This is a genomic window from Duganella rhizosphaerae (assembly GCF_040364205.1).
In the GTDB taxonomy this organism is placed as follows: domain Bacteria; phylum Pseudomonadota; class Gammaproteobacteria; order Burkholderiales; family Burkholderiaceae_D; genus Rugamonas; species Rugamonas rhizosphaerae.
In genome coordinates this window covers 1-22728 of the sequence record NZ_BPWK01000012.1, presented here as the reverse complement: position 1 = coordinate 22728, position 22728 = coordinate 1, and the positions used below count along the sequence as shown (strand labels likewise).

At 67.0% G+C, this 22728-nt stretch carries 16 protein-coding genes; 7 read left to right on the top strand and 9 right to left on the bottom strand.

The window, feature by feature from the left end; genetic code table 11:
• Nucleotides 1-11: 11 nt before the first annotated feature.
• The 7 genes from flgF (at nucleotide 12) to flgL (ending at nucleotide 7782) form a co-directional block, all read left to right on the top strand.
• Nucleotides 12-752, top strand: a complete 741-nt coding sequence (gene flgF, locus RUGAMON1_RS22700) for a flagellar basal-body rod protein FlgF (protein WP_445232673.1) — start codon at nucleotides 12-14, stop codon at nucleotides 750-752.
• 81 nt (nucleotides 753-833) lie between these two features.
• Complete coding sequence (gene flgG / locus RUGAMON1_RS22695; protein WP_020701608.1) at nucleotides 834-1616, top strand: flagellar basal-body rod protein FlgG; 783 nt, start codon at nucleotides 834-836, stop codon at nucleotides 1614-1616.
• Between the two features lie 22 nt (nucleotides 1617-1638).
• Nucleotides 1639-2295 (top strand): flagellar basal body L-ring protein FlgH, encoded by a 657-nt coding sequence (locus RUGAMON1_RS22690; RefSeq protein WP_445232672.1) that lies wholly within the window; start codon nucleotides 1639-1641, stop codon nucleotides 2293-2295.
• A gap of 8 nt (nucleotides 2296-2303) precedes the next feature.
• Entirely contained in the window at nucleotides 2304-3467 is a 1164-nt protein-coding gene (locus RUGAMON1_RS22685; protein ID WP_445232671.1) for a flagellar basal body P-ring protein FlgI, read from the top strand.
• An 11-nt stretch (nucleotides 3468-3478) separates the two neighbouring features.
• Nucleotides 3479-4489, top strand: coding sequence for a flagellar assembly peptidoglycan hydrolase FlgJ (gene flgJ / locus RUGAMON1_RS22680; RefSeq protein WP_445232670.1), 1011 nt, complete (start codon nucleotides 3479-3481; stop codon nucleotides 4487-4489).
• A gap of 66 nt (nucleotides 4490-4555) precedes the next feature.
• On the top strand, nucleotides 4556-6514 hold the full coding sequence (gene flgK, locus RUGAMON1_RS22675; protein WP_445232669.1) for a flagellar hook-associated protein FlgK: 1959 nt from the start codon (nucleotides 4556-4558) through the stop codon (nucleotides 6512-6514).
• 5 nt (nucleotides 6515-6519) lie between these two features.
• Entirely contained in the window at nucleotides 6520-7782 is a 1263-nt protein-coding gene (flgL, locus tag RUGAMON1_RS22670; RefSeq protein ID WP_445232668.1) for a flagellar hook-associated protein FlgL, read from the top strand.
• 188 nt (nucleotides 7783-7970) lie between these two features.
• Here the strand turns inward: flgL and RUGAMON1_RS22665 are convergent, their stop codons facing one another.
• The 9 genes from RUGAMON1_RS22665 to RUGAMON1_RS22625 form a co-directional block, all read right to left on the bottom strand.
• Nucleotides 7971-16772: an SPM autocatalytic domain-containing protein gene (locus RUGAMON1_RS22665; protein ID WP_445232667.1), complete on the bottom strand. Its 8802-nt coding sequence runs from the start codon at nucleotides 16770-16772 to the stop codon at nucleotides 7971-7973.
• Nucleotides 16773-16857: 85 nt separating this feature from the next.
• Complete coding sequence (fliR, locus tag RUGAMON1_RS22660) at nucleotides 16858-17700, bottom strand: flagellar biosynthetic protein FliR (RefSeq protein WP_445232666.1); 843 nt, start codon at nucleotides 17698-17700, stop codon at nucleotides 16858-16860.
• A 96-nt stretch (nucleotides 17701-17796) separates the two neighbouring features.
• Nucleotides 17797-18066 (bottom strand): flagellar biosynthesis protein FliQ, encoded by a 270-nt coding sequence (fliQ, locus tag RUGAMON1_RS22655; protein ID WP_116990396.1) that lies wholly within the window; start codon nucleotides 18064-18066, stop codon nucleotides 17797-17799.
• Nucleotides 18067-18075: 9 nt separating this feature from the next.
• Nucleotides 18076-18852 carry a flagellar type III secretion system pore protein FliP gene (gene fliP, locus RUGAMON1_RS22650; RefSeq protein WP_445232665.1) on the bottom strand — a complete coding sequence of 259 codons (777 nt, stop codon included), beginning with the start codon at nucleotides 18850-18852 and terminating at the stop codon, nucleotides 18076-18078.
• A complete protein-coding gene (gene fliO / locus RUGAMON1_RS22645) occupies nucleotides 18842-19477 on the bottom strand; it encodes a flagellar biosynthetic protein FliO (RefSeq protein WP_445232664.1) in 636 nt (211 codons plus the stop codon). The genes fliP and fliO overlap by 11 nt, the downstream gene beginning before the upstream one ends.
• Nucleotides 19474-19899, bottom strand: coding sequence for a flagellar motor switch protein FliN (gene fliN / locus RUGAMON1_RS22640; RefSeq protein WP_026334169.1), 426 nt, complete (start codon nucleotides 19897-19899; stop codon nucleotides 19474-19476). Before fliN ends, fliO begins: the two co-directional genes overlap by 4 nt.
• A 44-nt stretch (nucleotides 19900-19943) precedes the next feature.
• Complete coding sequence (gene fliM / locus RUGAMON1_RS22635; RefSeq protein ID WP_008451348.1) at nucleotides 19944-20924, bottom strand: flagellar motor switch protein FliM; 981 nt, start codon at nucleotides 20922-20924, stop codon at nucleotides 19944-19946.
• A gap of 10 nt (nucleotides 20925-20934) precedes the next feature.
• Nucleotides 20935-21456 (bottom strand): flagellar basal body-associated protein FliL, encoded by a 522-nt coding sequence (fliL, locus tag RUGAMON1_RS22630; RefSeq protein ID WP_445232663.1) that lies wholly within the window; start codon nucleotides 21454-21456, stop codon nucleotides 20935-20937.
• Between the two features lie 204 nt (nucleotides 21457-21660).
• A partial coding sequence (locus tag RUGAMON1_RS22625; RefSeq protein WP_445232662.1) for a flagellar hook-length control protein FliK occupies nucleotides 21661-22728 on the bottom strand: 1068 nt, incomplete at its 5' end.

Below are 22728 nucleotides of genomic sequence, written 5' to 3'. Positions count from 1 at the left end.
TAGAGTAAGCCATGGACCGCCTGGTTTATACCGCGATGACAGGTGCGCGGCACGTGATGGATCAGCAAGCCACCGTTGCCAACAACCTGTCCAACGCCACCACCACCGGCTTCCGCGCGCAGCTCGATACGTTTCGGGCGGTGCCGGTGGTGTCGGAGGGCTTGCAGACGCGCGCCTTCGTGGTCAACTCGACGGTCGGCGCCGACATGCGCGCCGGCCCGATCCAGACCACCGGCCGCGCGCTCGACATCGCGGTGCGCGACCAGGGCTGGATCGCGGTGCAGTCGGCCGACGGTTCGGAAGCCTACACCCGCAACGGCAGCCTGAAGGTCAGCGAGAACGGCCTGCTGCAAACCACCAGCGGCCAGACGCTGGTGGGCGACGGCGGCCCGATCGCCATCCCGCCCGACACCACGGTGATGGTGGCCGGCGACGGCACGGTCAGCACCATCTCCACCGATTTCAAGCCCGGCCCGGCCAATGTGCTGGGGCGGATCAAGCTGGTCAATCCGGACCCCAAGGGCCTGGTGCGCGGCGACGACGGCCTGTTCCGGCAGGTCAGCGGCACGCCGGCCGAGAACGACCCGGCGGTGCGCGTGGTCGACGGCGCGCTGGAGGGCAGCAACGTCAATCCGGTCGACTCCATGGTCAACATGATCAGTCTGGCAAGGCAGTTCGAGATGCAAATGAGTTTGCTGAAGAACGCCGAGAATAACGCCGCAAAAGCCACCCAGATCCTCGCTTTGAGTTGATGACCTCTCCCGCATAATGGTTGCGTGGGATGAGTAGCTGTCGCTTTTGACGGCTCCCGTCCGAGCAACGGGAGAAGCATCATGATACGTTCACTGTGGATCGCCAAGACCGGCATGGAAGCGCAACAGACCGCGCTCGATGTCACGTCCAACAACCTGGCCAACGTCAGCACCAACGGCTTCAAGAAATCGCGCGCGGTGTTCGAGGATCTGCTGTACCAGAACATCCGCCAGCCGGGCGGCCAGTCGTCGCAGCAGACCAACCTGCCGTCGGGCATGCAGCTCGGCACCGGCGTGCGGCCGGTGGCGATCGAACGGGTGCACACCCAGGGCAATCCGCAGTCGACCGGCAATGACAAGGACCTGATGGTCAACGGCAACGGCTTCTTCAATGTGCTGCTGCCGGACGGCACCACCGCCTACACCCGCGACGGCTCCTTCCAGCGCGACAACAACGGCCAGATGGTCACCTCCAGCGGCTTCGTGCTGCAGCCGGCCATCACCATCCCGATCACCGCGCAATCGATCACCGTGGGCCGCGACGGCACCGTCTCGGTCACGCTGCCGGGCCAGGTGGCGCCGCAGCAGATCGGCAGCGTGCAGTTGTCGACCTTCATCAACCCGACCGGGCTGGAGTCGAAGGGCGAGAACCTGTACGTGGAAACCGGCGCCTCCGGCAACGCCCAAACCAACACCCCCGGCACCAACGGCACCGGCGTCATCCTGCAAGGCTACGTGGAAACCTCGAACGTCAACGTGGTCGAGGAAATGGTCAATATGATCCAGACCCAGCGCGCCTATGAGATCAACTCGAAGGCCATCACGACCTCCGACCAGATGCTGGCCAAGCTGTCGCAGATGTAACGCCTTTGCAAGGACATAGATCATGAAATACGCCATCACCATCGTTGTTGCCGCAGTCGCCCTGAGCGGCTGCATGACGACGCCGACCTCCATCGTGCAGATGCCGATGTCGGCCCGTCCGCTGACCAGCGCCCAGCTGCAGGCGGCGCCGACCAATGGCGCGATCTACCAGAACGCCGCCTTCCGGCCGATCTTCGAGGACCGCCGCGCGCGCCAGGTGGGCGATGTGCTGACCCTGGTCATCACCGAGAAAACCTCGGCCGTGAAGGCCGGCGCCAGCTCGGGCAACAAGTCCGGCAGCGTCAGCGCCAGCGTGCCGCATCCGCTGCAGTCGACCTTCGGCGCCACGCTGTCGGCCAACAACGCCAGCAAGTACGCCGACGGCGACAACCAGTCGGCCAGCAACACCTTCACCGGCACCATGGGCGTGACGGTGGTCGAGGTGCTGGCCAACGGCAACCTGATCGTGGCCGGCGAGAAGCAGGTGGCGATGAACAAGGGCGTGGAATTCATCCGCTTCTCCGGCATGATCAACCCCGATAATATCGCCACCGGCAACACCGTGCAGTCGACCGCCGTGGCCGACGCCAAGGTCGAGTACCGCACCAACAGCCAGATCGATCGCGCCGAGATGACGTCGATGGCGTCGCGCTTCTTCCAAAGCCTGTTACCTTTCTGATGGCGATCATGGACAGCTCCCAACACATCATCGAAGCCACGCGCCGCTTTGCCGGCCTGTGCAAGCTGGCGGCCATGGCGCTGCTGCTGGCGGCGGCCTCGCTGCTGGTGCAGCCGGCCCATGCCGAGCGCCTGCGCGACCTGGTCAGCATCGCCGGCGTGCGGCAGAATCAGTTGATCGGCTACGGCCTGGTCGTCGGCCTCGACGGCAGCGGCGACCAGACCACGCAGACCCCGTTCACCGTGCAGAGCGTGGTCTCGATGCTGCAACAACTGGGCGTGAACCTGCCGCAAGGCACCTCGCTGCAATTGAAGAACGTCGCCGCCGTGATGGTGACGGCGTCGCTGCCGCCGTTCGCGCAGCCGGGCCAGACGCTGGACATCACCGTCTCGTCGATGGGCAACGCCAAGAGCCTGCGCGGCGGCACGCTCTTGATGACGCCGCTCAAGGGCGCCGACGGCCAGGTCTACGGCATGGCCCAGGGCAATGTGCTGGTGGGCGGCGTCGGCGTCGCGGCCGGCGGCGCGGGCGGCAGCTCGTTGACCGTCAACCACCTCAGCGTGGGCAAGATCTCGGCCGGCGCCACCGTCGAGCGCGCGGTCGCCTCCAGCCTGGGCGAGGGCAACTTCATCAAGCTGGAATTGAACACCGCCGACTTCGCCACCGCCAGCCGCGTGGTCGAGGCGATCAACGACAAATACGGTGCCGGCATCGCCTACGCGCTCGACAGCCGTGTGATCCGCGTGCAGTCGCCCAGCAGCAGCGACCAGCGCGTCAGCTTCATCGGCACCCTGCAGGACATGCAGGTCAACCCGGCCGAGCAGCCGGCCAAGGTCATCATGAACGCCCGCACCGGCTCGGTGGTGATGAACCGCGCCGTCACGCTCGACACCTGCGCCATCTCGCACGGCAACCTGTCGATCTCGGTGACCGCCGATCCGCAGATCAGCCAGCCCAATCCGCTGTCGGGCGGGCGCACCGTGGTCGCGCCCAACCAGCAGGTCGGCATCAAGGCCGACAGCGGCAAGGTGATGATGGTCAAGGGCGGCGCTTCGCTGGCCGAGGTGGTCAAGGCGCTCAACGCCATCGGCGCCACGCCCCAGGATCTGCTGGCCATTTTGCAGGCGATGAAAGCGGCAGGTTCGCTGCGCGCCGAGCTGGAAATCATCTAAGCGGGGACATCATGACCAGCTCAATTCCTAACGCCAACACCTCCAACGACCTCAGCAGCAAGTTCGCCCTCGACCTCAAGGACATGGGCAGCCTGCGCCAGTCGGCCAAGGCCGGCAGTCCGGAGGCGCTGAAGACGGCCGCCACGCAGTTCGAAGCGATGTTCGTCAACATGATGATGAAGAGCATGCGCGAGGCGACGCCGCAGGACGGCATGATGGACAGCCAGCAGACCAAGATGTTCACCACCATGCTGGACCAGCAGACCAGCCAGAATATCGCCAAGAAGGGCATCGGCCTGTCGGACATGCTGATACGCCAGCTGTCCAAGACCGCCGACAAGCAGGCGCTGGCGATCGGCAACGAGGCCGGCGACAGCAGCAGCGGCGCCAACGGCGGCAGCTTCGGCGGCCTGTCCAGCCTGATGGACGCCAAATTGCAGCGCGCCATCGCGGCGGCCGGCGGCCCCGGCGCGGTTGGTGGGGCAAACGGTTCGGTCGACGACAATAGCGCCGTTCCTGCCACCAGCGCAGCCACCACCATCGCCAGCAAGGGCAGCCAGGCGCCGCACGTGCGCAGCTTCCAGCAAAAGCTCGGCGCCGACGCCGAGGAAGCCAGCCGCGCCACCGGCATCCCGGCCAAGTTCATGCTGGGCCAGGCGGCGCTGGAGAGCGGCTGGGGCAAGCGCGAGATCAAGGGCCGCGACGGCAGCAACAGCCACAACCTGTTCGGCATCAAGGCCGGCGGCGACTGGAAGGGCAAGGTGGTCGAGGCCACCACTACCGAATACGTCAACGGCAAGGCGCAGACCCGGGTCGAGCGCTTCCGCGCCTACGACAGCTACAGCGACAGCTTCAAGGATTACGCCAAGCTGTTGGCCAGCAATCCGCGCTACGAAAAAGTGCTGGCCAGCGCGGGCGACGCCAGCAGCTTCGCGCACGGCTTGCAGAAGGCCGGCTACGCCACCGACCCGAATTACGCGAACAAGCTCACCAGCATCATCAAGCGCTCGCTGGCGGGCTGATAACGCAAGTTAATCAAGTTTGGCGACGGCCTGCCGTTACCACCTTACACGTAGAGTAAAAACATCATGTCCAGTCTTCTCAGTATCGGCAAAAGCGGTTTGTTGGCGGCCCAGGTTGGTCTGTCGACCACCGGCAACAACATCACCAACGCCGGCGTGGTCGGGTACAGCCGCCAGGCCGCGATCCAGTCCGATACCGCGACCCTGGACCAGGGCTTCGGCTTCGTCGGCACCGGCACCGAGGTGACGACGGTGCGCCGCTACTACGACAACTTCCTGGCGGTGCAGCTGCGCAACGCCGAGTCCAGCCAGGCCTCGCTGGACGCCTACACCAAGCAGATCAGCCAGATCGACAACCTGCTGGCCGATCCCACCGCCGGCCTGTCGCCGGCGCTGCAGGATTTCTTCAACGGCGTGCAGGACGCCACCTCGAATCCGGCCTCGGCCGCTTCGCGCCAAGCCATGCTGTCGACCGCCTCGTCGCTGGCGTCGCGCTTCCAGGGCTTGAGCGCGCGCCTGTCGGAGATCGCCTCCGGCGTCAACGGCCAGATCACGTCCAACGTCGGTGAAATCAATTCCTACGCCACCCAGATCGCCGCGCTCAACAAGACCATCGCCGGCCTGACCACGGACGGCAAGGCGCCCAACGACATGCTGGACCACCGCGACCAGATGCTGACCGAGCTGAACAAGCTGATCAAGACCACCGTCATCCCGGGCGACAACAACACGCTGACAGTGGAATTCGGCACCGGCCAGCCGCTGGTGGTGGGCGGCACCGCCTTCCAGTTGGCGACCTCCACCTCGCCGACCGACGCCAGCCGCGTGACGGTCGGCTACCAGAGCGACAGCGGCGTCTTCAGCGCCCTGCCGGAGAGCGTGCTGACCGGCGGCCAGCTGGGCGGCCTGGTCTCGTTCCGCAACGGCGCCATGGACCGCGCGCAAAACTCGCTGGGCCAGGTGGCGGCCGGGCTGGCGGTCAGCTTCAACGCCCAGCACGTGCTGGGCCAGGACCAGAACGGCGCGCTCGGCACGGCGTTCTTCAATCCGATCAACGCCTATGTCGGCCCCAGCACCCGCAACTCGCCGCTCAGCACTGCCAGCGTCACCGCCGTCGTCACCGACGCCAGCAAGCTGACCTCCAGCGACTACAGCGTCGACTACGACGGCACCAATTTCAACGTCACCCGCCTGAGCGACGGCCAGATCACGCAGATCAATCCCTTCCCGCAGACGGTGCCGCAAACCATCGACGGCGTCGACTACACCGTCACCGGCGCGCCGGTGACCAAGGATAACTTCCTGGTGCGGCCGACCTACACCGCCGCCGACCAGTTCAGCGTGGCCATCACCGACCGCACCAAGATCGCGCTGGCGGCGCCGATCGCCACCGCGGCGCCGACCGCCAATGCCGGCAACGCCAAGATCAGCGCCGGCACCGTCGACGTCAACTATCTGACGCCGGGCAACGCGCTGGCCGCGCCGGTCACGCTGAGCTACGACAAGGCCAGCGGTTCGCTGTCGGGCTTCCCGCCGGCGCAGGACGTGACGGTGACGGTCAACGGCGTGGCCACCGTGTATCCGGCCGGCACGCCGACGGTGCCGTACACCGACGGCGCGGCGATCAGCTTCGGCGGCGTCAACTTCAACATCAGCGGCGCGCCGGCCGACCTCGACACGTTCACCATCGGTCCCAATGTCAGCGGCGTCGGCGACAGCCGCAACGGCGCCCTGCTGGCCGGCCTGCAAACCAAGAACATCCTGGACAACGGCAACGCCACCTACCAGACCACCTACGCGCAGATGGTCAACTTTGTCGGCAACAAGGCGCGCGAGGCGCAGATCAGCGGCTCGGCCGCCGACGCCGCCGTGGCCCAGGCCACCGCCCAGCAGCAGAGCGTCTCCGGTGTGAACCTGGATGAGGAGGCGGCAAATCTGTTACGCTACCAGCAGGCCTACCAGGCCAGCGGCAAGGTCATGCAAGTGGCCAGCACCCTGTTTGATGTATTGCTCAACCTTAGGTAATGATCATGTCCATGCGCATCAGTTCCAAGACGATCTACGACGTCGGCGTAGGGCAGATCAGCAGCCTGCAGACCGCGCTCGCCCGCACCCAGCAGCAGCTCTCGACCGGCCGCAAGAACCTGTCCGCCGCCGACGATCCGATCGCCACCGCGCGCGCGCTGGAAGTGACGCAGTCGCAATCGATCAACACCCAGCTGGTCACCAACCGTTCCAACGCCAAGGGCACGCTGTCGATGGAGACGGTGGCGCTGGCCAGCTCGACCTCGATTTTGCAGGACATCAAGACGCTGGCGGTCAACGCCGGCGACGGCAGCATGACGCAGAAGGACCGCGAGTCGCTGGCGACCGAGCTGGAAGGCCGGCTGGCCGATCTGCTGGGCCAGGCCAACACCGCCGACGGCGCCGGCGGCTATGTGTTCTCGGGCTACAAGTCGACCACCTTGCCGTTCACCCAGACCGCCGGCGGCGCCGCCTACCAGGGCGACCAGGGCCAGCGCGAACTGCAGGTCGGCTCGACCCGCAAGCTGCCGATCAGCGATTCCGGCGCGTCGGTGTTTGAGAACAATGCGACCGGCAACGGCACCTTTGTCACCGGCGCCGACCCGGCCAACTTTACGCGCGGCGGCACCGGCATCATCAGCGCCGGCTCGATCAAGGATGCGACCCAGCTGACCGGCCACAAATACCAGGTCGATTTCCAGGTGGTGCCGGGCACGCCGGGCGTGCCCAAGGTCACCACCTACACCGTCACCGACCTGACCTTGAACCAGCCGGTGCCGGCGGCGCCGGTGCCGGCCGTGCCGCAGCCCTATGTCAGCGGCCAGAACATCACCTTCGACGGCGTGCAGTTCGACGTCAAGGGCGACCCCGCCGACCTGGATAATTTCACGGTGCAGCCCAGCACCAAGCAATCGATCTTCACCACCGTGACCGACCTGATCGCCGCACTGCGCGCGCCGGGCGACGGCCCGGCGGGGCAGGCCAGCCTGAACAACAAGCTCAACCAGGCCCATGTGGATATCGACAATGCCACCGACAACCTGCTGTCGATCCAGGCGGAGGTCGGTTCGCGGCTGAAGGAGCTGGACTATCTGGACAGCTCCGGCGACGATTTGAACCTGCAGTACGCGACCACGCTGTCGAACTTGCAGGATGTCGACACGGTGAAGGCGATCTCGCTGTTCACCCAGCAGCAGACCACGCTGGACGCGGCGCAGAAATCGTTCAAGAGCCTGGCCGGGCTGTCGCTGTTCAACTACATCACCTGATTCCGGCGCCGCTGGCGCGGACGAAAAAAAGCCCCATCAGCCTGAACGCGCTCAAGATCGCGCTCAGTGCCGATGGGGCTTTTTTACGGCCGGGGTCAGATCTGACATTCGGACACAAGCTCAACCGTAGCGTTTGCTAGTGTTGAGTCCGTGTCCGAATGTCAGATCTGACCCCGGGCTTACCGGGCTTATTTTGCCGCCAGCATGCCGGTGGCGGTGCTTTGCTTGCGGAACCAGTCTTGCTCGCCGGCCGTGGCGCTGCCGCTCAGGACGGTGGTGGCGGCGTCGTAGTGCTTCAGCTGCTCGGCCAGCGCGGCGACTTGGCCGGCCAGGCCGGGCGCGCTCGCCGGCGTCAGCTGGCCGCCGGCGCTGTTGCCGCCGTCCGCGGCGCCGGCCTGCTGGCCGTAGTGGTTGATCGCCTGCGTCAGCGCGCTGGTCTGCGCCGCCCTGCTGGCCAGGAACCAGACGTCGGCCATCTGGCTGACCGTGCCGTCGGTGCTGGTGTAGCTGGAACGCAGACCGATCCAGTTGTTGTTGTCCAGCTCGCTCACCTTGGTGGCGGCCACCGTCAGGCTGGCGATGCCCAGCGTCGCCAGCGTCTTCAGTTCGTCGCCCTGGCTGACGCCGTCCGCGTTGGCGTCGACCCACACCCGCAAGTCGCCGAACTGGGCGTCCCTGGCGTCGACCACGCCGTCGTGGTTGCTGTCCATGTCGGCCAGCGCGGCGAAGCCGTCCTTGGCCTTGCCGCCGCCGCTGCTGTTGGTGGCGGTGCCGAACAACTCGCTGCCGTCGTTGATCTGGCCGTCGTGGTTGCGGTCCAGCGCGAGCAAGCCGTCGCCCTGGCCGACCCAGCCGGTGTTGAGCCGTTCGCCGTCGGCGTACAGGTCGAACTTGACGCCGGCCTCCATGCCCAGCGTGCCGATGCCGTTGCGGTTCAGGTCGAGGATCAGCGGACTGCCCAGCGGCAGCACCGCCAGCTGGTCGGCCGTCAGCGCCGCATGCTGGTCGGCGCTCAGCGCGCACACCTGGGTCGCGGCCATCACCGAGATGTCCGCCACAGTCAGGGCGGCGATCTGCTCCAGCGTCAGCGCCTTGATCTGGGTCGCCTTGAGCGAACGCATCTGCGCGGTGGTGAAGGCGGCCACCTGCACCGCGCTGAAGTTGGCGATGGTGGTCGCCGACAGGTTGGACAGCTGCGCGGTCTTCAGCGCGACGATGTCGTTGCCGTCGAAGGAATGGACCTGGTCGGCGTTGAGCGCGTTCAGCGCGGCCACCGACAGCGCCGCCACCAGCGACGGATCGAGCGAGGAGATCTGCGCCGTGGTCAGGCCCAGCGACTGGGTCACGCCGAACGCGGCGATCTGGGCGGTGCGCAGGCTGTTGACCATGTCGATCGACAGGCCGACGATCTGGTCGGAGGTGAAGCCGGCGATCTGGGTCGAGGTGAACGGGCTCAGCGAACCGAGCGCGGCCAGCTGGTCGGTGCTCAGGCCGCGGATCTGCGTCACCGCCAGCGAGGCCAGCGAGCGGGTCGACAGCGCGGCGAACTGGGCGCCGGTGAGCGCGCCGATCTGGTTGGTTTTGAGCGTGACCAGCTGCGCCGTGCTCAGCGCGGCGACCGCGTCGATGTTCAGCGCGGCGATCTGGTCGGTGCCCAGGTTGGTCAGGTTCAGGCCGCGCGCCTGCTGGGTGCTCAGCGCGCCCAGCTGGTCGGACGACAGCAGCGCCATCTGCTTGGCCGACAGCGCGGCGATCTGCGCCGAACGCAGCGTGGCGAAGTGGTCGACGTCGATGCTGCCCAGCTGATCGGTCGTGAGCGCCGCCACCTGGCTGGCGTTGAGCACGCCCAGGGTGCTGAGCATGTTGAGCTGCTGGGTGCTCAGCGCCGCGATGTCGACCGCGCTCAGCGAGGCGATCTGCTGCGTCGCCAGGCTGGCGACCTGGGCCGGCGTCAGCGATGAGAACTGGGCCTTGGTCAGCGCGTTCAGTTGCATGCTGCTGAGGGCGGCGATGTCTTCCCCTTCGATCGCCTGGATCTGGTCGGTGCTCAGGCCGGCCAGCGCGGTCAGGCTCAGCGCGCGCACTTGCCCGGTGCTCAGGCCGACCAGCTGGTCGGTGGTGATCGCCTGCAGCTGGTTCTTGGTCAGCGCGGCGATCTGGGCGCTGCGCAAGGTCAGCATGTGGTCGCCGTTGAGCGAGACCAGCTGGTCGGTGGTCAGCGAGCTGATCTGCAAGGTGCTCAGGCCGGCCAGCGTGGCCAGGCCGTTGAGCTGGTCGGTGGTCAGGGCCTTGGCCTGGGGCGCGGTCAGCGCCGCCACTTCGGCCGTGGTCAGCACGCCGAACTGGCCGACGCTGAGCTGCGAAATCTGCAAGGTGCTCAGCGAGGCGATCTGGCTGGTCTTCAGGCCGGACAGGTCATCGGCCTCGATGGCGGCGATCTGGTCGCTGTACAGGCCGCGCAGCGCCGAGGTGCCCAGCGCGCGCCACTGGGCCAGCGACAGCTGCGCGATCTGGTGGGTGGTGAATGCGCCGACCTGGGCGCTGCTCAGCGCCGCCATCTGCTTGGTGCTCAGCGCGCCGAGCTGGTCGTCGCTGAGCGCCTGGATGCGGTCGGTGGACAGGGTGGCGACCTGGGTGGTGTTGAGCGAGCCGAGGCCGCCGAGCAGCAAGAACTGGTCCGGCGTCAGGAAGCTGAGCTGGGTGGTGCTGAGGGCGGCGACCTGCGCGGTGCTCAGGCTGGTCAGCTGGCTGGTGGTCATGCTGACCAGCTCGTTGGAGGTCAGCGCGCGGATCTGCCCGCTGCGCAACACGGCCAGGTCGGCCAGCTCGATCGCGACGAACTGGTCGGTGCTGAGGGCGGCGATGGCCATCGTCGACAGCGCGCGGAACTGCGCCTCCGTCAGGTTGACGATCTGGTCGGTGGTGAGCGCGCGCACCTGGTTGGCCGTCAGCGCGGCGATGGCGCCGCTGGCCAGCGAGCCGATCTGGCCGGTGGTGATGGCGGCGATCTGGTCGGTGGTGAGCGCCAGCAATTGCGCCGAGCGCAGCGCGGCGAGGTCGACCAGCTCGATCGCGGCCACCTGGTCGGTGGTCAGCGCGGCCAGGCTGCGCGTGGCCAGCGCCAGCATGTCGGCGCTGGTCAGCGCGACGATCTGGTCGGTGGTCAGGTTGACGACCTGGGTATTGCTCAGGGCGGCGATCTGGCCGGTGCGCAGCGCGGCGATCTGGGCCGGCAGCAAGGCGCTCAGCTGGTCGGACGTCAAGGCGCGGATCTGCGCCGTGCTCATGCCGCCGATGCCGTTCAGGCTGACCAGCTGGCCGGTGGTCAGCAGCGCGATCTGGCTGGCCTTCAGCGCGGCCACTTCGCGCGTCGTCAGCGCGCCGACCTGGTCGCTGGTGAGCGCCTGCAGCTGGTCGCTGCTGAGCGCCTGCAGCTGGGCCGTCTTCAGCAAGCCGAGGTCGCCCGCTTCGATCGCGGCGATCTGGTCGGTGCTCATGCCGGCCAGCGCGGCCACGCTGATGGCGGCCACCTGGGCGGCGTTCAGTTCGATGATCTGGTCGCTGTTGAGCACCGACACCTGCAGCGAGGACAGGGCGCCGATCTGGCGCGTGCTCAGCAGGTCGATGTCGAGCAGCGACAGGTTGGCGATGCGGGTGGTCGACATGGCGGCGATCTGCAAGGTCGAATAGTCGGCCAGGTTGCCCAGCGCGCCGGCCTGGGCGTTGCTCAGCACCGACAGCTGGGCCTGCGAGAAGGCGGCGATGCTGGCCTGGCTGAGCGCGTGCAGCTGGTCGGTGGTGAGCGCCTGCATCTGGTCGGTGGTCAGCGCGCGCAGCTGGGTGGTGTTCAGGGCGGCGAAGTCCAGCGCCTCGATGGCGTCGATCTGGTCGGTGTTGAGCGCGGCCAGCAGGCCGGTGGTGAGCGCGCGGATCTGGCCGGTCGAGAGGGCGATGATCTGGTCGCTGTTCAGGCCGATCGCCTGGCGGCTGCTCAGCGCCGCCAGCTGGCGCGTGCTCAGCGTGGCGAAGCGCGGCGCGCTCAGCGTGCCGATCTGGTCGGAGTTGAGGGCGCCGACCTGCAAGGTGGTCAGCGCGGCCAGGCTGCTGAGCGCGGCGATCTGGTCGCTGTTCAGGAAGCCCAGCTGGCGGGTGCTCAGGGCGGCGATTTCACCATTGACCAGGCTGCCGTACTGGGGCAGGGTCAGCGCGGCCAGCTGGTCGCTGGTGAGCGCCGTCATCTGCAGCGTGTTCAGCGCCGCCAGGTCGGGGCCGCTCAGCGCCTGGATCTGGTCGGTGGTCAGCGCGGCGATGACGGCGCTCGACAGCGAACGCACCTGGCCGGTGGTGAGCGCGGGGATCTGGTCGCTGGTCAGGTAGCGGATCTGGGCGGTGTTGAACGCGGCGATCTGGGCCGTCTTGAGGGCGGCCACCTGGCCCGGCGTCAGCGCGATGATCTGGTCGCTCGACAGGCCGCTGATCTGGCGCGTGCCGAGGCCGGCCAGGCTGCCCAGCGCGGCGAACTGGTCGGTGGTGAGCACGCCCAGCTGGCGGGTGGTCAGCGCGGCGATTTCCTGCGAGGTGAAGGCGCCCAGCTGGGCCAAGGTCAGCGCGGCGATCTGGCGGGTGGCCAGCGCCGCCACCTGGTCGGTGCGCAGCGCGGCGATGTCGGCCAGCTCGATGGCGACGACCTGGTCGGTGGTGAGCGCGTTCAGGCTGGCCGAGCCCAGGCCGCGGATTTGCTTGGTGTCCAGCGCAACGATCTGGTCGGTGGTGAGCGCCTGCAGCTGGGCGCTGGCCAGCGCGTTGAGCTGGCGGGTGGTCAGCGTGGTGATCTGGCCCAGGCCCAGGCTGGCCAGCTGGGCGCTGGTGAGCGCCTGCAGCTGGCCGGTGGTCAGCGGCGCCAGCGAGGCCAGGCTGTCGATCTGGGCCAGCAGCAGGCTGGCGATCTGGGCCGAGGTCAGGCTGGACAGGGTGCGGGTGCTGAGCGCGGCGAACTGGCCGGCCGTCAGCGCCGCCAGCTGGTTGCTCGACAGCGCGGTGATCTGGCCGGTGCCCAGCGCGGCCACGTCGACCACCTCGATCGCGGCGATCTGGTCGGTCGACAGCGCGGCCAGCGTGGCGGCGTTCAGGCTGCGCACCTGGGCCGTGCTCAACGCGACGATCTCGTCGGTGGTGAGCGCGCCCACTTGCAGGCTGGTCAGGCCGGCGATCTGGCCGGTTTTCAGCGTGGCGATCTTGGCCAGCGCCAGGCTGGCGATCTGCAGCGTGGTGAGGGCGGCGATCTGCGTGCTCGTCAGCGGCGCCAGCGTGGCGAAGCTGGCCACCTGGTCGGTCGACAGGGCGGCGATCTGCTGGGTGGTCAGGCTGGCGATGTCGCGCGTGCTCAGCGCGCCGAACTGGCCCGGCGTCAGCACGCTCAGCTGGGCGGTGGTCAGCGCGGTGACCTGGCGGGTCGACAGCGCCTGCAGGTCGACCAGTTCGATGGCCGGCACCTGGTCGGTGCTCAGCGCGCCGAGCTGGGCGCTGCTGAACGCGCGCCACTGGGCGGTGCTCAGCGCGACGATCTCATCGGTGGTCAGCGCCATGATCTGGTCGGTGGTCAGCGAGGCGATCTGGCGCGTGCTCAGGCCGGCCAGGATGGCCAGCGGCAGCGAGGCGATCTGGGCGGTCGTGAGGGCGGCGATGGCGGCGGTCGAGAAGCTGGCCAGCGATGTGAGCGCGCCCAACTGGTCGCTGGTGAGCGCGGCTTTCTGGTCGGAACTGAGGGCGGCGATTTCCTGCGTGGTCAGGCCGGTGATCTGCTGCGTGCTCAGCGCGATGATCTGGTCGGTGGTCAGGTTGACCAGTTGCGCGGTGGTCAGCGAGGCCAGCTCGGCGTTGGTGAGCGCGGCGATCTGCGCGGTCGACAGCGCCGCCATGTCGGCGGCGGCGATGCCGCGCAGCTGGGCCGGCAGCATGCCGGCGATCTGGTCGCTGGTGAGCGACAGCAGCTGGTCGGTGTTGAGCGCATGGATCTGTTTGGAACTGAGCGCGCGCAGGTCGGCCAGGTTCAGCGTCGACAGCTGGTCGGTGCTGAAGGCGGCCAGCTGGCGCGTGGTCAACGCGCTGAGCGTGGCCAGGGCGTCGATCTGCCCGCTGCTCAGGCCGGCGATCTGGGCCAGGGTCAGGGCGGCGATTTCGCCGGTGTTCAGCGCCCGCAGTTGTTGCGTGCTCAGCGCCGCCAGCTGGTCGGTGCTCAGGGCCGCGATCTGGCGCGTGCTCATCGAGACCAGGTCGGCGTTGCGCAGCGCGGCGATGCGGTCCGTGCCGAGCGCGGCGATGGCGTCCGTGCTCAGCGCGCGCACTTGCGCGGTCGACATCGCCAGCACCTGGTCGCTGCTGATCGCGGCGGCCTGGACGCTGTTGAAGGCGGCCAGCTGGTTGGTCAGCAGGCTGGCGAAGTCGGCGGTCGACAGCTGCGCGATCTGGTCGGTGGTGAGGCCGGCGATCTGCTTGGTGACCAGCGGGCCCAGCGTCGACAGCGCGGCGATCTGCGCGCTGCTCAGCACCGACAACTGGTCCGAGGTCAGCGCGCGGATTTCGCCGGTGGTGAACGCGGCCAGCTGGTCGGTGGTCAGCGCCACCACCTGGTTGGTGCTCAGCTGGGCGATCTGGGCGGTGCGCAGCGCGCGGATGTCGCGCGTTTCGATGGCGGCGATGGCGTCGGTCGACAGCGCGCTCATGGCGCCGGTGCTCAGCGCCACCAGCTGGGCCGAGTTGAGCGCGATGATCTGGTCGGTGGTCAGCGCCTGCAGCTGGTCGCTGGTGAAGGCGGTGAACTGGCCGGTGGTCAGGCTGGTCAGGTCGGGCAGCGTGATGGCGCCGATCTGGGCGGTGGTCAGCGCGCGGATCTGGCGCGTGGTCAGCGCCGTCAGGAAGCGCAGCGCGTCGATCTGGGCGCTGCTCAGGGCCTGCAACTGGTCGCTGGTCAGCGCCGCGGTGTCGGCCGCGTTCAGCGCGACGATCTGGTCGGTGTTGAGCGCGACGATCTGGGCGGTGCCCAGCTTGTTGACTTGCTGGCTGTCGAGGCCGGCGATGTCGCGGGTTTCGATGGCGCCGATCTGGTCGGTGCTGAGGGCGGCGATGGCCACCGAGCTCAGGCCGCGGAACTGGGCGGCGCTCAGCGCGACGATCTGGTCGGTGGTCAGGGACTGGATCTGGTCCGAGTTCAGCACCCGCAGCTGGCCGGTGGCCAAGGTCGCCAGGTTGTGGGTGGACAAGGAGCTCAGCTGCGCGGTGGTGAAGGAGCTGATCTGGCGGCTCGACAGGCCCGCCAGCGTCGACAGCGCGTTCAGCTGGTCGGTGGTCAGCACGCTGATCTGGTCGGTGCTGAGGGCGCCGATGGCGCTGCTGGTCAGCGCGGCGAACTGGTCGCTGTTGAGCACCACCAGCTGGTCGGTCGACAGGCGGGCGATCTGCGCCGAGCGCAGCGCGGCGATGTCGCGCGTTTCGATCTGGCCGATCTGGGTGCTGGTGAGCTCGTTGAGCATATCGCTGCTCATGGCGCTGTACTGGGCCGCCGTCAGCTCGATGATCTGGTCGCTGGTCAGCGCCTGCACCTGGTCGAGCGTCAGCGCCGCCAGCTGCACGCTGCTGAGGCTGACGATGGCGCGGCTTTGCAGCGCCGCCACCTGGTCGGTGGTCAGCGCCTGGATTTGCAGCGTGCCCAGCGGCGCGATGGTGCGCAGCGCGTTGATCTGGTCGGTGGTCAGCGCGGCCAGCTGCTCGGGCAGCAGGGCGGCCTCGTCGGCGGTGCTGAGGGCGCCGATCTGGTCGCTGTTGAGCGCCACCAGCTGGTCGCTGCTGAGCACGCGGATCTGGGCCGAGCTCAGGGCGCGGATGTCGCGCGTCTCGAGCGCCAGCATCTGGCCGGTGGTCAGCGCGCTGAGCGCGTAGCTGGTCAGCGCCGCCACCTGGGCGGTCGACAGCGCGATGATCTGGTCGCTGTTCAGGGCTTGCACCTGGTCGAGCGTCAGCGCCGCCAGCTGCGCGCTGTCGAGCAGGGCGACGGTGCGGGTGGCCAGCGAAGTGAGCTGGTCGGTGGTCAGCGCGCCGATCTGGGCGGAACCGAAGGCGGCCAGCGAGCTCAACGCGTTGATCTGGTCGGTGCTCAGCAGCGGCAGCTGGTCGCTGGTCAGCGCCGCGATTTCATTGCTGCGCAGCGCGTGCATCTGGTCGGTGTTCAGGCCGGCCAGCTGCAGCGCGGTCAGCGCGCCGACCTGGGCGCTGGTCAGCCAGATCAGGTCGCGGGTTTCCAGCGCGGCGATCTGGTCGCTGCTGAGGTTGATCAGCGCGGCGGTCGACAAGGCGCTCAGTTGCAGCGAGCTCAGCGCGGCGACCTGGTCGGTGGTGACGGCGGCCAGCTGGTCCACGGTCAGCGCGTTGAGCTGGCTGGTGGTCAACTGCGCCAGCTGGGCGGTGGCCAGCGTCTGGATATGGTCGGTGGCGATGGCCTGCACGGCGCTGGTGCTGACGGCGCGCAGTTGCAGATTGGTCAACGAGCCGAGCTGGGCGGTGGTCAGGCTGGCGGCCTGGTCGGAGCCCAGCGCGCTCAGCTGGGCGGTCGACAGCGCGCGCAGGTCCACCGTCTCCAGCGCGGCGATCTGGTCCGAGTTCAGCACGTTGAGCTGGCCGCTGGTGAGCGCCTGCATTTCGCGGCTGCTCAGGGCGACCAGCTGGTCGGTGCTGAGGGCGGTGATCAGGTCGGTGTTGAGCGCGGCCACCTGCAGCTGGGTCAGCAGCGGCACGTTGTCGGTGGTCAGGCCGGGCAGGGCGTCGGTGGTCAGGTAGTTCAGTTGCTCGGTGGTGATGGCGCGCACCTGGGCCGAGCTCATGACGCCGAGCTGGTCGGAGTTGAGCGCCTGCATGTCTTCGGTCGTGAACAGGCCGATCTGCGCAACCGTGAGGCTGACGATCTGGTCGGTTGTGAAATTCGTAACGATCGAAGTCATTGCATTGTTCTCCCGGGGAGCTTCCATGATACGCCGGTAATTGCTTCATGGAAACCAAAAAACACTGGTTGGCTATTGAATTTCGCTATGGGCGCGGCCCCGGAGGTCGAACCGGCAAGTTTGCCGGCTGGACCGCGTCGGGGCGCTGCGACCAGGTGCGCGGCATCAGCCGCGCGCGTTCCACGCCTTCCAAAAACAGGTTTTGCACGGGCGTCGCCAGGTACGGGAGTGTCATGGCGATGACCAATAAACCTACACCTAAAGTAATCGGAAACCCGATGCCAAACAAATTCAGCTGCGGCGCCGCGCGCGTCAGGATGCCCAGCGCAACGTTGGTAATCAGTAAAGCCGCAACGATGGGCAGCGACAGCTGCACGCCGGTGCTGAAAATCTTGCCGCCCCAGTCGGCCAGCTGCTTGAAGCCGCCGCCGTAGACCGGCGAGGCCGACACCGGCAGCGTGTAAAAACTTTCCACCAGCACCGACAGCAGCACCAGGTGGGCGTTCACCGCCAAAAACGTCATGGTCGCCACCAGCGCCAGGAACTGGCTGATCGCCGACGAGCGGCCCTGGGTGTTGGGGTCGAAAAACGTCGCGAACCCCAGGCCCATGGTCAAACTGGAGATTTCTCCCGCCATCTCCACCGCGGCAAACACGATGCGGATACTGAAGCCCATCGCCAGCCCGATCAGCATTTCCTGCGCCAGGATCAGCAGCCCGGCCAGCGACATCGGGTCCGCCCCGGGCAGCAGCGGCACGGCCGGCGCCACCACCATGGCCAGCAGCACCCCCAGGCTGACCTTGACCGTGGCCGGCACGCTGGAGTTGCCGAACAGCGGAGACGCCGCCAGCAAGCCCAGGATGCGCGTCAACGGCCACAGCAAACCGGCGATCCACAGATTGATATCGGCAGTGGAGAACGAAATCATGAGGCGTTTTCCCTATTTATTTCCACCGGGCATCAACTTTCTTATTTTATGCCAACTTCTTATTGGATCGTAAATTGTTACATCTTGGCAAAATGTCTAGCCGACCAGGCCGGGAATGCCGCCGAACACTTCGCGCATGTAGTCGAGCATGACCGCCAGCATCCACGGCCCGGCCACCACCAGCGCCACGAAGATGCCGACCAGCTTGGGGATGAAGGACAGCGTCGCCTCGTTGATCTGGGTGGCGGCCTGGAAGATGCTGACCACCAGGCCGATGATCAGCGCCACCAGCAGCATGGGGGCGGCGATCATCAAGGTCACTTCCATGGCGTGGCGGCCCATCGTCATCACGCTTTCGGGTGTCATCGCGCGCTCCTAGTAAAAACTCTGGGCCAGCGAACCGAGCAGCAGTTGCCATCCGTCCACCAGCACGAACAGCATCAGCTTGAACGGCAGCGAGATCACCGCCGGCGACATCATCATCATTCCCATCGACATAAGTACAGAGGCGACCACCATGTCGATAATCAGAAATGGAATAAAGATGGCGAAGCCGATCTGGAACGCGGTTTTCAGCTCGCTGGTGACGAAAGCCGGCACCAGGATGCGCAGCGGCACGTCTTCCGGCCCTTGCAGCGCAGGGCTGCGCGACAATTTGACGAACAAGGCCAGGTCGGCCTGCCGGGTTTGCTTCATCATGAAAGTTTTTAATGGTGCGGCGCCCTTGTCCATGGCCGCGCTCATGTTGATCTTGTTTTCCTGCAGCGGCAGGTAGGCTTCGGTGTAGATCTTGTCGAAGGTGGGGCCCATGACGAACAGGGTCAGGAACAGCGCCAGCCCGACCATCACCTGGTTGGGCGGCGCCGACTGCGTGCCCAGCGCCTGGCGCAGCAGCGACAGCACGATGATGATGCGGGTGAAGCTGGTCATCAACAACAGCGCCGCCGGGATGAAGGTCAGCGCCGTCATCAGCAGCATGGTCTGGATCGGCAGCGTGTAGCTGGTGCCGCCGCCCGGCGCCGGCGCGGCGTTGAAGGCCGGGATGCCGATGCTGGAGTCGGCGCCGGCCGCGAGCGGCAGCGCCAGCGCGGCCAGCATCACCAGGGATCTGACGGCCGTAGCCTGGGTGAAGCGGGCCTGCTTATTTGCCATTGCGCTTGTCGATCGTTTGTTTGAACCATACGGCGAAGTTGGCGGTCGGCAGCGCGGCGCTGGCGGCCGGCTCGCTGCTTTCCTGGCGCGGCATGGTGGCCAGCGCGTTCATGCGGCCCGGCGAGGCGCCGACCACGATCCATTGTTCGCCCACTTCCACCACCAGGATGCGCTCGCGCGCGCCGACGCTGAGCGCGCCGACCAGCTTGACGTTGCTGTTGCCGCCGCCGAAGTTCTTGGGGCCGAAGCGCTTCAGCAACCAGGCCGCGCCGATCAGCAGGGCCAGCACGAAGATCAGCGCGAAGGTGGTTTGCAGCAAGCCGCCGCCGGCCGAGGCGGCCGCCGGTTGCGGGGTGGGGATGGTCATCGCCAGCGGGCCGGCGGGGGCCGCCGTGGCTGCCGGGGCGGGCGTGGCAGCCGCAGCGACCGGCGCTTCGGCAGGGACGCTGGCGGCCGCCGCTGGCGTGGTGGCGGTTGCAGGCGCTTCGGCCGCCGCCGGCGCAGCAGCCGTGGCGCTGGCCGCATGCTGGCCGCCGATGGTGCCCGACACGCTGCGCTGGGCCATTGCAGGCGCGGCGGCCAAGGCCGCCGCGAGGATCAAAGCTGAGGTCAGTCGCTGTGTCATTTATTCAGTTTTCGGATACGTTCGGACGGCGTGATGATGTCGGTCAGGCGGATACCGAACTTGTCGTTCACCACCACCACCTCGCCCTGGGCGATCAGGCAGCCGTTGACCAGCACGTCCATCGGCTCGCCGGCCAGGCCGTCCAGCTCGACCACCGAGCCCTGCGCCAGTTGCAGCAGGTTCTTGATGGCGATCTTGGTGCGGCCCAGTTCGACCGTCAGCTGCACCGGGATATCGAGGATGAAGTCGATATCGTTATGGGTTTCGGTCTTGCTCGGCGTGCTGGAAAAATCCGTGAACACGGCGGCGCTGGCCGCCTGCGACTGCTGTTTTTCCAACGCGGCCGCTTCCGCCTGGGCTTGCTCGGCAATGGCCGCGCCCCACGGATCGTCGTCCATCGTATCGTCTTGATTATCCGACATGCTTCTCTCCTGTATTACGGTCACCGGCAGCGGTTGCGCCGGTGTTATTTGATGTTATCGGCATTGGCGAGCAATTTCTCCACCTTGAGCGCGTATTGTCCGTTCATCACGCCGTAGCTGCAATCCATGACCGGCACGCCGTCGACCGTGGCCGACAGCAATTCCGGGATGGTCAGCGGGATGATGTCGCCCACGCGCATATTGAGGATCTCGTCGAAATTGACCTTGGCCGTGCCCAGCGAGGCGACGATTTCCACCTCGGCGATCTGGATCTGCTGCGTCATCAGGCGGATCCAGCGCTTGTCCACTTCCAGTGCCTCGCCCTGCAGGCTGGAGGTCAGCGAATCGCGGATCGGCTCGATCATCGAGTACGGCATGCAGAAGTGGATCTGGCCGGAGACCGAGCCCAGCTCCACGGTGAAGGTGGACGCCACCACCACCTCGTTCGGGGTGGCGATGTTGGCGAACTGGGTGTTCATTTCCGAGCGGATGTATTCGAACTCGACCGGATACACCGGTTCCCACGACTTGGTGTAGGCCTCGAACACGATGTCGAGGATGCGCAGGATGATGCGCTGCTCGGTCTGGGTGAAGTCGCGGCCCTCGACGCGGGTGTGGAAGCGGCCGTCGCCGCCGAAGAGATTGTCCACCAGCAGGAACACCAGGCCCGGATCGAACACCATCAGCGCGGTGCCGCGCAGCGGCTTCATGTGCACCAGGTTGAGGTTGGTCGGCACCACCAGGTTGCGGATGAACTCGGAATACTTGGAGACCCGCACCGAACCGACCGACACCTCGGCGCTGCGGCGCAGGAAGTTGAACAGGCCGACCCGCAACAGGCGGGCGAAGCGCTCGTTGATAATCTCCAGCGTCGGCATGCGCCCACGGACGATACGTTCCTGGGTGGCCAGGTTATACGTTCGTACTCCCGCGACATCTTCCTGCGCCTGGACGTCGTCCTGGTCGCCGTTGACACCCTTCAGAAGGGCATCGACTTCTTCCTGGGAGAGAAAATTATCAGCCATGACGATCTACTTACTGAATGATGAACGAGGTGAACAGCACATCTTCGATGTCCTGCGGCGCGCCGCGGTCTTCGAAGGGTTCCTTGAGCTGGGTGATGATTTCCTTGGCCAGCTGGACCTTGCCTTCCGGCGTATTGATGTCCATGGCGCGCTTGCTCGACAGCAGCAACAGCATGCGGCTGCGCACCTTGGCCATATTGTTCTTGACGTTTTCCTTCTCTTCCAGCCCGCCCACTTCCAGCGTGAAGGCGATCTGCAGGTACTGGTCGGCGCCGCTGTCGCCCGGCTGCAGGTTGACCGTGAACGGCTCGACCGGCACGTATTCCGGCGGACCGGCCTTGACCTTCTTGGCGTTCTTGCCCTTCTTGACCGGCGCTTCTTCCTCGCCGGCGTCGGCCTTGCCATGCAAGAAGAACCAGGCCGCACCGCCGCCGGCCGCGCCCAATACCAGGACCACGGCCAGGATGATGATGATCAGTTTTTTGCTGCCGCCACCCGCAGGCGCAGCTTCAACTTTCTGATCGGCTTTCATTTTTGGGTTCGCTTTCAAAATTGCCCTTGCACGGTGCGGAAGTGGATCATGACGCCATTATGTCATTATCGGTTGGGACTGCGGCATAGCATACGTCGAAAAGAAGGGCGATCCGGGTGCTGCTTGAGGTTTCCGTAGTGAAACAAACAACAAAACCGGGAGGCAGGGTGGCCGATCCCGGTTGTCGTCGCGGCCGCTGCGGGATCAGGCGAAGGTATCGACCGCGCCGGCCGGCACGCGGCGCGCCGGCGGGGCGCTGCGCGCCGCCTCGATGGCGCCGCCGCCGTCGCTGACTAAGCTGGCGCCGGAGCGGTTGCCGCCGCCCTGGCCGCCGTTCTGCGCCGAGCTGGCCTGCTGGTTAAAACCGTTGTTCTGGTTGGACATGCCGGCCGAGACGGTGGCGTTGCCCAGCTGGATGCCGGCTTCGCTCATCATTTCGCGCAGCTTGGGCATGGCCGCTTCCAGCGCCTGGCGTACTTCCGGCTGGGCCGAGCTGAAGGCGGCGGTGGCCTGGTCCTTGTTGATGCTCAGCACCACCTGCAGCGGGCCGAGGTCGGGCGGATTCAATTCCATGGTGGCGCTTTGCTCGCCGCCGGCGGCCATGAAGATGATCTTCTGCCCCAGTTGCTGGTCCCAGGCCTGGGTGCCGACACGGCTGCTGAGCTTGTCCGTCGGCACGGCGGCGACGGCGGTCTTGGCCGCTTCCAGCGCCGACTGCGCGCTCGGCGCGATGGTGATGGCCGGGGCGGCTTCCTTCAGCACCGGCGCCGCTTCGGTCGGCTGCGCGGTTTTGCCGTTGAAGACGGCTTGCAGCGGATCGGACTGGCGCGGCGTGGCGCGCGCCACATTGTCCGGATGTTCCATGCCGGGGCCGACCTTGATCGGAGCGGCCGGTTCGGCCGCTTCGGCCGGCGCGGCGTCGGTGGTGTCGGACAGGGTGTCGATGACCGGGCCGTCGGGGATGGCGCTCACGGGTTTGCTGTCGGCCGTGACGGGCTTGGCCGGGGCGGCGCTCACGGCCACGGCGGCAACGGTGGTGGCGGCGGCCGTGGTGCCGGCGGCGCTGGCGGCCCTGGCGGCGGCTGCGGCGGCCGCGTCGGCGGCGGTTTGAACGCTCGAGCCGGCCTTGGTCAGGGCAGACTTGAAATCGGCGGCGGCGGCCGCGTCGGCGCCGGCCTGGGCGGTTTTCAGGGCGGCGGCGTCCGGGGCGTCGGCGGCAGGCGGGGCGGCGGTGCTGAGGCCGGCAACTTGCGAGCTCGACAAGGCGCCAAC